General features: G+C 62.5%; 9 protein-coding genes. 6 read left to right on the top strand and 3 right to left on the bottom strand.

The features are described from left to right. Positions 1-92 precede the first annotated feature (92 nt). The 4 genes from Tal182_RS07165 (at position 93) to Tal182_RS32160 (ending at position 2915) form a co-directional block, all read left to right on the top strand. Positions 93-1385 carry an Hsp70 family protein gene (locus Tal182_RS07165; protein WP_085858929.1) on the top strand — a complete coding sequence of 431 codons (1293 nt, stop codon included), beginning with the start codon at positions 93-95 and terminating at the stop codon, positions 1383-1385. 68 nt (positions 1386-1453) lie between these two features. Continuing rightward, positions 1454-2347 (top strand): uracil-DNA glycosylase, encoded by an 894-nt coding sequence (locus Tal182_RS07160; protein WP_085858927.1) that lies wholly within the window; start codon positions 1454-1456, stop codon positions 2345-2347. A gap of 131 nt (positions 2348-2478) precedes the next feature. Next, entirely contained in the window at positions 2479-2670 is a 192-nt protein-coding gene (locus tag Tal182_RS07155) for a hypothetical protein (protein WP_085858925.1), read from the top strand. Between the two features lie 89 nt (positions 2671-2759). Then, on the top strand, positions 2760-2915 hold the full coding sequence (locus Tal182_RS32160; RefSeq protein WP_164517772.1) for a hypothetical protein: 156 nt from the start codon (positions 2760-2762) through the stop codon (positions 2913-2915). Here the strand turns inward: Tal182_RS32160 and Tal182_RS07150 are convergent, their stop codons facing one another. Both Tal182_RS07150 and Tal182_RS07145 read right to left on the bottom strand, forming a co-directional pair. Then, entirely contained in the window at positions 2916-3788 is an 873-nt protein-coding gene (locus Tal182_RS07150; protein WP_085858922.1) for a hypothetical protein, read from the bottom strand. Between the two features lie 223 nt (positions 3789-4011). After that, positions 4012-4950: a DMT family transporter gene (locus Tal182_RS07145; protein WP_085858920.1), complete on the bottom strand. Its 939-nt coding sequence runs from the start codon at positions 4948-4950 to the stop codon at positions 4012-4014. A 363-nt stretch (positions 4951-5313) separates the two neighbouring features. Between Tal182_RS07145 and pepN the strand changes: the two genes are divergently transcribed. After that, positions 5314-7962 (top strand): aminopeptidase N, encoded by a 2649-nt coding sequence (pepN, locus tag Tal182_RS07140; protein WP_085858918.1) that lies wholly within the window; start codon positions 5314-5316, stop codon positions 7960-7962. Positions 7963-8152: 190 nt separating this feature from the next. Further along, positions 8153-10456 carry an ATP-binding protein gene (locus Tal182_RS07135; RefSeq protein ID WP_085858916.1) on the top strand — a complete coding sequence of 768 codons (2304 nt, stop codon included), beginning with the start codon at positions 8153-8155 and terminating at the stop codon, positions 10454-10456. Here the strand turns inward: Tal182_RS07135 and Tal182_RS07130 are convergent. Beyond that, positions 10453-13410, bottom strand: a complete 2958-nt coding sequence (locus Tal182_RS07130) for a bifunctional [glutamine synthetase] adenylyltransferase/[glutamine synthetase]-adenylyl-L-tyrosine phosphorylase (RefSeq protein ID WP_085858914.1) — start codon at positions 13408-13410, stop codon at positions 10453-10455. The genes Tal182_RS07135 and Tal182_RS07130 overlap by 4 nt on opposite strands. Positions 13411-13461 lie beyond the last annotated feature (51 nt).

Here is a 13461-nt window from a genome sequence, read left to right as displayed (position 1 = left end):
GGCATCAACCGCCCTCCTTGATCCGGGCGTCCTTACGCCCTTGCGGAGCGCTGCTCCGTCTCCATCAACAATCGGCATGAAGAGGTGCGGGCATGGCTCAGGCGCTGGGTTTCGACTTCGGCACGACGAATACGGTTCTCGCCATGGCGGATGGCGGGGCGACGGGCTCGATGACGTTCACAAGCGCGGCCGGCACGGCCGACAGCATGCGGACGGCACTCTCCTTCATGAAGGACTCCCAGCTCGGCGCCTCGGCGCTGAAGGTGGAGGCGGGCCATGCGGCGATCCGGCAATTCATCGACAATCCCGGCGAATGCCGGTTCCTGCAGTCGATCAAGACCTTCGCGGCAAGCGCGCTGTTCCAGGGCACGCTGATCTTCGCCAAGCGGCACAATTTCGAGGACCTGATGGAGATCTTCGTGCGGCGCCTGCGCAACTATGCCGGCGACAGCTGGCCCTCGGATGTCAGCCGCATCGTCACCGGCCGTCCGGTGCATTTCGCCGGCGCCAGCCCCGATCCGGCGCTGGCGACCGAACGTTACAACGAGGCGCTGTCGCGCTTCGGCTTTCCCGAAATCCACTATGTCTACGAGCCGGTCGCCGCCGCCTTCTATTTCGCGCAGAATCTGAAGCAGGATGCGACGGTGCTGGTCGCCGATTTCGGTGGCGGCACGACCGACTATTCGCTGATCCGCTTCGAAACCGTCGCCGGCAGGCTGACGGCAACGCCGATCGGCCATTCCGGCGTCGGCGTCGCCGGCGATCATTTCGACTATCGGATGATCGACAACATCGTCGCTCCGCTAATCGGGAAGGGAAGCCATTTCAAGAGCTTCGACAAGATTCTCGAAGTGCCGTCCAACTACTATTCCAGCTTCGGTCGCTGGAACCAGCTGTCGATCTTCAAGACCACGCGGGAGTTCGAGGATTTGAAGAAACTGGTGCGCACCAGCCTGGAGCCGGAAAAGCTCGAAATCTTCATCGACCTCATCGACCATGACGAGGGATATCCGCTCTACCAGGCGGTGTCGGCGACAAAGATGGCGCTCTCGACTGCCGACGAGGCGCATTTCGACTTCGCGCCCCTTGGCCGCGGCGGACAGCGCAGCATCAAGCGCCGCGACTTCGAAGGCTGGATCGCCGAGGATCTCGCCCGCATCGAAGGTGCGCTCGACGAGGTGCTCGTCAAGACCGAGACGAAGCCTGCCGACATCGACAAGGTGTTCCTGACCGGCGGCACCTCCTTCGTGCCGGCGGTGCGCCGCATCTTCACCGAGCGCTTCGAGCGCGGCCGGATCGAAAGCGGCGGCGAACTGCTGTCGATCGCCCATGGACTGGCGCTGATCGGCGAACGCGACGACATCACGCAATGGACTGTGCAATAAAGCCGGCAAGCGCGGCCAATGTGCCGCCCGCCCTTTCAATGCCACGATCTCTTCGCTAGATTTGCCGCATGATCTCCGCCAACGACCTTTCCCCCGCCGAGCTTGCAGCGCTTCTGCATTTCCATGCGGATGCCGGTGTGGAATGGCCGCTGGAAGAAGAGGCGGTCGACCGCTTCGCCGAATTCGAGGCGATGAAGGCCGCGCGCCGTCCGGCGGCGCAGGCGCAGCAGGAACGGCCCATTGCTGAGGAACGTCCTCTCCCGGGGCAGCGCCAGACATCGCCTCGTCCGAGTGCAGCGGCGCGTCCGGCCCCGGCCTCCGGGCCGCAACCGGCGATCCCGGACGGCGAGGCCGTGCAGCAGGCGCGTTTCGTCGCCGAAGCGGCGCGGTCGCTCGGTGAGCTCAAGACCGCGATCGAGGCCTTCAACGGCTGCAATCTCAAGCACAGCGCCCGCTCGACGATCGTTGCCAGCGGCGACGCCGACAGCGGCATCATGGTGATCGGCTCGGCGCCGAGTGCCGAAGACGATCGTGAGGGCACGCCGTTCTCGGGAAAATCCGGCCAGCTGTTCGACAAGATGCTGGCGGCGATCGGGCTTAGCCGTTCCGGCGTCCTGCTGACGCAGGTCATTCCCTGGCGGCCGCCCGGCAACCGCGCGGCGTCGCCGGCCGAAATGGATATCTGCCGACCCTTCATCGAGCGGCAGATTGCGCTCGCCGAGCCGCAGGCGATCCTGCTGCTCGGCAATTTCGCGGCGCGGTTCTTCTTCGGAGAAAACGATACGATTCACGGCCTGCGCGGCCGCTGGAGAGAAATTGCCGTCGCCGAGCGCGTCATCCCCGCCATTGCCAGCCTGCATCCTCAGGATCTGTTAACCGCACCTGTCAACAAACGGCTGGCCTGGAACGACCTGCTGGTCTTTCAAGCAAAGCTTAACTCGCTCGCTTTGCTTAGAAATTAGTCGAAGTGAATAATTCATGAAATGATCCATGCGTTTTCCGCATGGCTGCATCGCGTCACGATGCATTGCAGAATCGATGCTGCACTGCAATATAAAGGGGTGTCTTGGGAGGAATTACAGGAACCAAGGCCATGAACAAGCGATTTCGTCCTATCCATTGCGGGTTTGAAACCCTTCGCCTCGCCGGCGACCAGATTCGTTCCACCCAGGGCTATAGCCGTTTCGGCTTTGCCGCGAACGAGCAGATGGTTGCCCGCGGCACCGGCGTCAACGGCCGCACAGCGCGTCCGAACGCTATTTTTTCCGACTTCCAGCAATATTGAGTGGCGGGCACTACAGCCCCGTGCGTCTTTTCGCGGGCGCAACGGCTTCGATTTAACGAAGCGTGCGCTCCGTATCAGAGTAAGCCAACATGTCGACGATCCTGCTATCCATTCTTCGCAACATTGAAACCTTCGAGCATATCCGCGCCGCGGTCTGCGCCGCGCGGGAGTATGAGCGCGAGCGGCTAAGGCCTGTCGATGGCGTCTCCGATTTCGGCGCGAGTGCAGCGGCGATCGTTCTCTGATCAGACCGCCAATTCTTGGATCCGGGTTTTCGCCCATTCGAAGGCTTCGTCGACATAGGCGAACTTGACGGCCTGCCAGGCGCAATATTCTTCGACAAAATCCCGCGATATCCAGAGCCGCGTCTTGCGCGGCTCGTCATGCCAGCCGACGCAGCCGCGCTGCGCCGCCTTTGCCAAGAGCCGCTGCAGGTGCGTGCGCGACATCATGAAATCGGCGGCGAGCGCGCGAGTTTCGACGCGGCCGACGACAAACCTGTCGGACTCGGTGTTCTCGATATCCATCCGGCTGATGAAGTTGTCGACGACGAGGCCGCCGGCTTCCGTCCAGAGAAACTGTGCCACCTGCTCCGGCGGCTCCCGCCAGGCGGCATCTTCCAGGCAATGGCGGGCAATGCGCGGCTGAACGAGCTTCATCAATGCTGGATTTGCCTGGAAAAAGGTCGCCCTTTCGCCGCCGTCGAGCAGGTCGAGGGCGGCCAGATTGGCGTAGATCCAGCCGAACATCGCCTGGTGGCTGACACTGGCCGGTTCAAAATGTCGTGGCCGGCGCCGCTCGTCGCCAGGTGTGTGGGTGATGAAACGGTAGGTATAGAGTTCTTCGATGAAGGCGAGCACGGTGTTGCGGCTCGCAACCTTGTGTGCGGTGATGCGACCGGTCAGCCGAACGGCGGTGAAACCCGACGTCGGGTCGCGCGGATCAAATTCCAGGTGGAGGGCATAGGCGGTCTGAGTCAGGAGCCAGCGCTGATGCGAGGCGAGCAGTCGCGCCAAACGTGGACCGGCGTCGAACATGCCGCGCGTCTGCCCAGCCAGAAAGCGGATGCTCATCAGAAAGGAGCAGTTCCCCGCCAATTGCTCCGCCGTGAATGCCATTATGCTTTTCTCCACCTCCGCTCGCAGGCCAGCGTTCGGAGCAGTAATATCGAAGCCGCAAAGCGGCCTATCAGACATGCATAGTGTTGAATAAATGATAGTTTCTCATGTTCAACAATCATATTCCGCGGGTCGACGCCATCCCAAGAATTCGCCATTCCTTTCGCTCACCGGAAGCAAGCCTCGCACGGAGGCAATCTTCGCGTTAATGCCGGTCAGAGCGTCAGGCTTGCGGCGTCGTCGCCTTGCGCGCCTCGCGCTGTTCGATGCCCAGCTGATGCTCGCGATAGATGATGAAGATACCGGCGGCAACGACGATGACGGTACCGATCAGCATGGTGACGGTCGGCACGTCGCCGAACACGAAGTAGCCGACGATACCGCCGAGCAGGATCGAGGTATATTCGAAGGGCGCGATGGTGGAGACATCGGCATGGCGATAGCTTTCCGTCAGCAGAATCTGGGCGACACCACCGCAAAAGCCGGCAGCGACCAGATAAAGCGCCGACGGCCATGGCAGGACGAGCCAGCCGAAAGGAAGGGAAGCCAGCGAGAAGGCCGACGCGGTGAGTGAAAAATACAGCACGATCGTCGCAGTCTTCTCCTCCTCGACGAGACGACGCACCTGGATCATCGCCATGCCGCCGAGAACGGCCGAGAGCAGCACGCAAAGTGCGCCGACTGCCTGTTCGGCTTCCATGCCACCGTCACGCAACAGCGTCAGTTTCGGCCAGGAGACGATAGCGACGCCGACGATGCCGACCAGAACGGCGCTCCAGCGATAGATGCGTACGGTCTCGCCGAGAAAAACCGCGGCGAAGATAACGGCGACGAGCGGCAAGGCGTAGCCGAGCGCGATCGCCTCCGGCAGCGGCAGATGCAGCAGGCCGTAAAAACCGAAAGCCATCGACAGGATGCCGATCGTGCCGCGCTTCAGGTGGCCGACCGTGTTGGCGGTGTGGAAGGCGGCGCGCAGCTGGCCGATATAAGCGAGGTAGGCCATGATCGGGAATAGCGCGAAGAAGGACCTGCAGAAGGTGACCTGGCCCGGCGGGATGTCCGGGCCGGCCAGCTTGATGAAGGTCTGCATGGCCAGGAAGACCACGACCGACGAGACTTTCAGCGCAATGCCTCTCATCGGGTTTCTGAGAACCGAGTGCATGATCCTGGCTCTGATGCTGACTTAACAGGAACGGGGAGACGCGTCCGACTCGGGGACGCGGCGAGTGACGTCTGTCATCCTAGCTAAAGAAAATCCGAGATGGGCGAAAATTTATCACTTTTCGCATCCAATCCGACTGGTCAGGCGGGAGAGCGACGCTGCGGCGCTCGATCCGATATAGCACCTTCGGCCGACAGCCACGTTCATCCGCTTCCAATAGATATTTTGCCTGCGAACTTCGCGTTTGCCGGCAATTTGCTTTAACTTTAGTTCAGACTTTAATGTAATCATGCCCGGCAATTTAGGCAGAGTGCGCCCGCCTCTGTATCCGCGGTTGTCAAATAACGGTCTTCAGGAAACACCATGCGAACAGATACCGGCCAGGTCATTCATCTGGCAGATTACCGTCCCACCGACTTCGTGCTGGAACGCGTGGACCTGACATTCGAACTTGATCCGACGGAGACGAAGGTCGAAGCGCGGCTCATCTTTCATCGTCGTCCGGGCGCCGACATTGCGGCGCCGATCGTGCTCGACGGCGACGAGCTGACGCTGGCGGGGCTGCTGTTCGACCAGGTCGAGCTTGACCCTTCACGTTATGACGCGACGCCGGAAAGCCTGACAGTGCGCGACCTGCCGGAGAGCGCTCCCTTCGAGCTGACGATCACCACGATCATCAATCCTGAAGCCAATACCCAGCTGATGGGCCTTTACCGCACCGGCGGCATCTACTGCACCCAGTGCGAGGCGGAAGGCTTCCGCCGCATCACCTATTTCCCCGACCGGCCGGACGTGCTGGCGCCGTTCACGGTTAACATCATCGCCGACAAGGACGCCAACCCGCTGCTGCTGTCGAACGGCAATTTCCTCGGCGGCGCCGGCTATGGCCCCGGCAAGCATTTCGCCGCCTGGTTCGACCCGCATCCGAAGCCCAGCTATCTCTTCGCCCTCGTGGCCGGCGATCTCGGCGTCGTCGAAGACACCTTCACTACCATGTCCGGTCGCGAAGTGGTGCTGAAGATCTATGTCGAACACGGCAAGGAGACCCGCGCAGCCTATGCGATGGATGCGCTGAAGCGCTCGATGAAGTGGGACGAAGAGCGGTTCGGGCGCGAATATGATCTCGACATCTTCATGATCGTCGCCGTCTCCGACTTCAACATGGGCGCGATGGAGAACAAGGGTCTCAACGTCTTCAATGACAGATATGTCCTTGCCGATCCCGAGACCGCGACCGATGCCGACTACGCCAATATCGAAGCGGTCATCGCGCATGAATATTTCCACAATTGGACGGGCAACCGCATCACCTGCCGCGACTGGTTCCAGCTGTGCCTCAAGGAAGGCCTGACGGTCTATCGCGACCAGGAATTTTCCTCCGATCAGCGCTCGCGCCCGGTCAAGCGCATCGCCGATGTGCGCCACCTGAAATCCGAGCAGTTTCCGGAGGATGGCGGCCCTCTGGCCCATCCGGTGCGGCCGACGACATATCGCGAGATCAACAATTTCTACACGCGGACTGTCTACGAGAAGGGCAGCGAAGTCACGCGCATGATCGCCACGCTCATCGGCAAAGACAGTTTCAAGAAGGGCATGGACCTCTATTTCGACCGCCATGACGGCCAGGCCGTGACGATCGAGGATTTCGTCAAATGCTTCGAGGATGCAAGCGGGCGCGACCTCACGCAATTCTCGCTCTGGTATCATCAGGCCGGCACGCCGCTGGTCACCGCATCGGGCGGTTATGATCCGGCAGCCGGCACCTTCACCCTGTCGCTCGAACAGATGATCCCGGCAACACCCGGCCAGTCGAGCAAGGAACCGATGCATATTCCGCTCAGCCTCGCGCTCTTCGGCGAAAATGGCGGCAAGATCGAGCCGAGCGCGGTCAGCGGCGCGGAATATTCCGGCGAGGTGCTGCACCTGACCAGCCGCGCACAGACGGCGGTATTCCACGGCGTCGGCTCACGCCCGGTCGTCTCGATCAACCGCAGCTTCTCGGCGCCGATCAACCTGCATTTCGATCAGAGCCCGGCCGATCTTGCTCGCCTCGCCCGTTACGAGACGGATCACTTCTCCCGCTGGCAGGCGCTGACCGATTTGGCGCTGCCGAACCTTCTCAAAGCCGCCCGTGACGCGCGTGAGGGCAAGCCGGTTGCCTGCGAGGCGACCTTCGTCGAGACCCTGGTGGCGGCTGCCGCCGACGAGAGCCTCGAGCCTGCCTTTCGCGCCCAGGCGCTGGCTCTGCCAAGCGAATCCGATATTGCCCGCGAACTCGGCGGCAATAACGATCCCGACGCCATCCATACCGGCCGGCAGGCGATTCTGAAGCAAATCGCCGATGCCGGAAAGAGTATCTTTGCCGGCCTCTACGCATCGATGACGACATCAGGCGATTTTAGCCCGGATGCCAAAAGCGCCGGCTTGCGCGCGCTGCGCAATAGCGCCCTCACCTACCTCTCCTATGCCGAGCAGACACCGGTTCGCGCCAAGGCCGCCTTCGATGCGGCCAACAATATGACGGTTCTCAGCCATGCGCTGACGCTTCTCGTCCATCATTTCCCCGAGAGTGCAGAGACGGGTCAGGCGCTGGCCGCCTTCCGCGACCGCTTTGCAGAAAACGCGCTCGTCATCGACAAATGGTTCTCCATTCAGGCCGGCATTCCAGGCGCCAAGACCCTGGAGCGGGTGCGCGCCCTCATGGAGAATTCTCTCTTCAGGCGGACCAATCCGAACAGAATGCGGGCGCTGGTCGGCACCTTCGCCTTTGCCAATCCGACCGGTTTCGGCCGTGCCGACGGCGAAGGCTATCATTTTCTCGCGGGCGAAATTCTCGAAATCGACGAGCGCAACCCGCAGCTTGCCGCCCGCATTCTGACCTCGATGCGCTCCTGGCGCTCGCTGGAGCCGACGCGCGCCGATCACGCCCGCGCCGCATTGAGCAGGATCGAACAGGCGCCCAACCTTTCCACTGACGTCCGCGACATCGTGGAACGCACGCTTAAAGGGTAATTTGCCGAACCGGCCGCCGCGCAGGACGTGGCGGCCGGCCCGCCCGTGATTCGAATCGCGCAAAAAATACAGAAATATAAATAGTTAACGGATTTTTACCTTTGCCTCTAGACAAGGCGAATCACCCATGATTCTCTAGGTCAGGTTCGGGCGAGCGGCGCGCGAATCACACGAGGGACAAGGCGAAGAGATGATGGACGTGCGACGGGCAACCGTGGCCGGAGGACGGCTGCGTGTCGATTTTGACGGGCTGAAAGCTTGGCGAAACAGCCTTTCCGGTCATGCGGCATCGGAACCGCTCCTTCGTCATCTGCCGAAGGCGGAACTCATCTTGAAGCGCACCATTCCGGCGCTGATCATCGCCTTCCTCTCCGTCGTCGCCGCCTCGCATTTCTTCGGCATGGCGAGCGAGTATGCCCGACTTGAGGCTTCCGCCCGCCATGCCACCGCGCTCTCGGCGGCCACTGCCTCGGCCGTGTTTGCCGATGCGGCCCAGATCTTCGACAGCGGCGACGTCGGCCAGGCGCAGACCCGCCTCATCAAGTACCTGCCGCAGGACCGGCTGGACAGCGGTGCTTTCGTGCTGCTGGTGCAGGCCAGCGGCAAGGTTTTTGCCGCAACGACCGCCGGGCTCCCGCATGTCGGCAGCAATGTCGGCGATTTCTTCCCGGAGGTCTCGGCGATCCGGCGTTTCGGCGATCGTGCCGGCGTCATCGAAACCACGATCGGCGGCGTGCCGCACTATGCCGAGATCACCTTGATGGGCAATGCCGGCGGCTATATCGTCGCCGCCACCTCGCTTGAGGAGATCAGTCAGGTCTGGCGCGAGGAGCTGGCGCTCAACGTCACGCTGTTTGCCGGCATATCCTCGATCCTGCTCGTCATCCTCTACGCCTATTACACCCAGGTGAAACGCGCCCGCGACGCCGACGATATCTTCCTGGAGTCGAACCTGCGCGTCGAGACGGCGCTGTCGCGCGGCCGTTGCGGCCTCTGGGATTTCGATTTCGAGAACCGCGAATTCTTCTGGTCGCGCTCGATGTACGACATGCTCGGCCTGCCGGGTTCGGACAAGACACTGGGGTTCGGCGAGGCCGCGCGACTGATGCATCCGGATGACGGCGGTCTCTACGAAATCGCGCGCGCCATCGCCAACGGCCATTCCGGCCAGGTCGACCAGATCTTCCGCATGCGCCATGCCGGCGGCCACTATGTCTGGATGCGCGCCCGCGCCCAGGTGATCCGCAGCAATTCCGGCCGCATGCACCTGATCGGCATCGCCATGGACGTGACCGAACAGCATCGCCTCGCCCAGCGCTATGCCGAAGCCGACCAGCGGCTCGCCGACGCCATCGAATGCACCTCCGAAGCCTTCGTACTCTGGGATAAGAACGACCGGCTCGTCATGTGCAACACGCATTTCCAGGAAGCCTACGGCCTGCCGGACAACGTGTTGGTGCCCGGCACCGAACGCTCGATCGTCAATGCCGCCGCCGCCCGCCCGGTCATCGAGCGGCGGGTCGCCGATGCCGACGGCTCGGGGCGCACGACGGAGGTGCAGCTTGCCGACGAGCGCTGGCTGCAGATCAATGAGCGGCGCACGCGCGATGGCGGCCGCGTTTCGGTCGGCACCGATATCACGCTGATGAAACGTCATCAGGAGCGGCTGCGGGAATCCGAACGCCGGCTGATGGCGACGATCGGCGACCTCTCCGCCTCGCGTCAGACGCTGGAGCTGCAGAAGGCCGAGCTTTCGACGGCGAACGCCAACTATCAGGCGGAGAAGGAGCGCGCCGAAGCCGCCAACAAGGCAAAGTCGGAATTCCTCGCTAACATGTCGCATGAGCTGCGCACCCCGCTCAATGCCATCCTCGGTTTCTCCGAGATCTTGCAGAACCAGATGTTCGGGCCGCTCGGCTCGCTGAAATACGACGAATACGCCCGCGATATCCATGACAGCGGCAAACATCTGCTCAACGTCATCAGTGACATTCTAGACATGTCGAAGATCGAGGCCGGCCACCTGAAGTTGCACCGCGAGCGCATCGACCTCGTGCCGTTGATCGAGGAAAGCCTGCGTTTCACCGCCATTCCGGCCGCCGAAAAGAACATCGTCATCGAACAGCGCATTTCGTCGGGCCTGACGCTGACGGCCGACCGCCGGGCGATGAAACAGGTGCTGCTCAACCTGCTCTCCAATGCGGTGAAATTCACCGACAATGGCGGCCGCATCGCGGTGCGCACGCGCCGCGTCGACGGCGCCGTCTTCGTCACCATCGCCGACACCGGCATCGGCATTCCCCGCTCGGCGCTCTCGAAAATCGGCCAGCCGTTCGAACAGGTGCAGAGCCAGTACGCCAAGAGCAAGGGCGGCTCCGGCCTCGGACTTGCCATCTCGCGCTCGCTGACCTCGCTGCATGGCGGCCGCATGAAGATCCGCTCCCGGGAGGCGGTGGGCACGGTAATCTCGCTGCGCATTCCGGATGATGTCTAAGCTTTCACGGTATTGACGAATATCTTTCTCACCGCTTTCGAAAGCCGCTTCACCTCTCCTTCCAGGGTCCTGATGTCAGGGCAGTCGCCGGCACGGCAGACGAGCTCGATGAGGCCGGCCGGCGCATCGTTCGGGTCGAACTCGCTCTCGATGCAGAGCCGGATGAGCTGCGAAAGACTGGTGTAGAGCGCAAAGGCTTCGAGGCAGATGTCGAGGTCGGCCGCCGACATCAGTCGGTCGCCGAGCAGCTTAAGAGCCTCGCCGGTGCTCTTGCCGTTCACGGCAATGCCGACGTCCCTTGTTGGCGCGATCAACGCCAGATATTGGGCAATGAATTCGAGATCGATGACGCCGCCGGGGATCTGCTTCAAGTCCCATAGACTGGATGGCGGCTTTTCCTTGTCGATCAGTTCGCGCATCTCGGCAACGTCATGCGCCACCTTGGCGATGTCGCGATCTGAAGTCAGCACCTCGCGGATAATATGCTCCGCCTCGGCGATCAGGCTTTCATCGCCCGAAATCAACCGGGCGCGGCTGAGCGCCATGTGCTCCCAGGTCCAGGCCTCCTCGCGCTGGTACTTGCCGAAGGCATTGATGCGGGTGGCGACCGGGCCCTTGTTGCCGGAGGGGCGCAGCCGCATGTCGACCTCATAAAGCACGCCCTCGGCGGTCGGCGCAGACAAGGCGGCGATCAGTCGCTGGGTGATACGGGTGAAATAACGCGTCGCATCGAGCGGCTTCGGCCCATCGGATTCGGAAGCCGCGTCGTCATAATCATAGAGCAGGATCAGATCGATGTCGGAACCTGCCGTCAGCTCGAAGCTGCCGAGCTTGCCCATGCCTGAGATGGCGATGCGACCACCGGGATAATCGCCGTGTGCGGCCCGCATCTCGCTCGTCACGGCATCGAGTGCGGCTGCGATGATGAGATCGGCGAGATGGGTGAAGGCGCGGGCGGCCATTGCGCCATTGATTGCGCCGGTGAGCAGGCGGATGCCGATCAGGAAGCGCTGCTCGGCAGCAAAGATGCGCAGCCGGTCGAGCACTTCCTCATAATGGCGCGCCTGAGCAAGCGAGCCCTTCAGGCGCTCGCCGAGATAGTCGCGCGTCGGCAGCTCGGCCATCAGGCCGGGGTCGAGCATGCCGTCGAAGACATGCGGCCTGGCGGCGATCACCTCGGCAAGCCGGGGTGCGGAGGACATGATGTTGACGATCAGCGACAGGAGCGCCGGATTGCTGCCGAGCAGCGAGAAGAGCTGGATGCCGGCGGGAAGGCCGGAGATGAAGCTGTCGAAGCGCAGCAGCGCCTCATCGGCGCGCTTGCTTTCGCCGAAGACACGCAGCAACTCGGGCGTCAGCTCCGTCAGCCTTTCGCGCGCCTCTACCGATTGCGTCGCGCGATAGCGGCCATAGTGCCAGGTGCGGATGATGCGGGAAATGTCGGATGGCCTGGTGAAGCCAAGCTTCTTCAGCGTCTCCAGCGTGTCCGGGTCGTCGCCCTGGCCGGTGAAGACGAGGTTTCCGGTTTCAGTGGAAAGCCTGGTCTCCTGTTCGAAAAGGCGGGCATACCGCCGCTCCACCGTCTTCAGTACGCCGACCAGCCTTTCGGAAAAGCTCGGCGTGTCGGAAAAGCCCATCATGAAGGCAATGCGCTTCAGGTCGGCATCGGTCTCCGGCAGAAGGTGAGTCTGCTCGTCGCGCACCATCTGGATGCGATGTTCGACATCACGCAGGAACCAATAGGCCTCCGTCAGTTCGTCCCGCGTCTGCGAATCGATCCATTTCGCCTTGGTGAGTTCGCCGAGCGTCTCCTCCGTCGCCCGGCCGCGCAGCGCCGGCATGCGGCCGCCGGCGATCAGCTGCTGCGTCTGGACGAAGAATTCGATCTCGCGGATGCCGCCGCGGCCGAGCTTGACATTATGGCCCTTGACCGCGATCGCACCATGGCCCTTGTGCGCGTGGATCTGCCGCTTGATCGAGTGGATATCGGCGATTGCCGCGTAATCGAGATATTTGCGGAAGACGAAAGGGCCGAGCCCGCGCAGGAACTCGCCGCCGGCCGCAAGGTCTCCGGCCACGGCGCGCGCCTTGATGAAAGCCGCCCGCTCCCAGTTCTGGCCCCTGCCCTCATAATAGATCATCGCCGCGTCAACCGGGATCGCCAGCGGCGTCGAGCCGGGATCGGGACGCAATCTGAGATCGGTGCGGAAGACGTAACCGTCCGCGGTGCGCTCCTGCAGGATGCGAACCAGCCGGCGCATCAGCCTGGGGAAAATCTCGATCGCATCATCCGGGTCGGGCACGATGCCGGCCTCTTCGTCGAAGAAGACGACGAGATCGATATCGGAGGAATAGTTGAGTTCGGACGCGCCGAGCTTGCCCATGCCGAGCACGATCAGGCCCGAGCCCTCGCTTGGCTGCGCCGGATCGCGCAGCCTGAGCTTCCCACCCTCATGCGCCGAAAGCAGCAGATGGTCGATCGCGGCCGCAACCGACGCTTCGGCAAGCCGGCTGAGCCAGGCCGTCGTCGCACGTCCGTCCAAGATGCGCGAGAGATCGGCAACGGCAACGAGGAAAGCAGCCTTGCGCTTGATGATGCGCAGCCTGCTCATCACCACAGATTCCGCGGGTGCGGTGCCCTCGCCGTCCGGCCGCCAGCAGCCACGCGCCTCGGCGATCAGTGCCTCGATCTGCGGCTCCAGCGGTTCATTGATGGCGCCAGCGAGGATGGCGGGATCGAGACTGACGATTTCGCGCAGGTAGGGCGACAGCGACAGCACGGCGGCGATGAAATCGCGCAGCCGCCCTCCCGTCTTCAGCATCGCCGCGACTGACGGCTCGCTTTTGCCGGCCTCCTGAAGATCGGCCACCGCCAGCTTCAGCTCCGTCTGGCTCAGCGGACGCAGCAACCCTTCGGCGACATCCTTCAGGCCATGCGTCGATTTCGTCAGCATGCGCTCTCCCTGGCTCTGCAAAAGAAGTGACGATTACCCGGAATCGCGCTC

This window comes from Rhizobium sp. TAL182 (assembly GCF_002117725.1).
In the GTDB taxonomy this organism is placed as follows: Bacteria; Pseudomonadota; Alphaproteobacteria; order Rhizobiales; family Rhizobiaceae; genus Rhizobium; species Rhizobium esperanzae.
The sequence above is the reverse complement of the archived record's forward strand: the minus strand, read 5'-3'. Positions and strand labels throughout refer to the sequence as shown.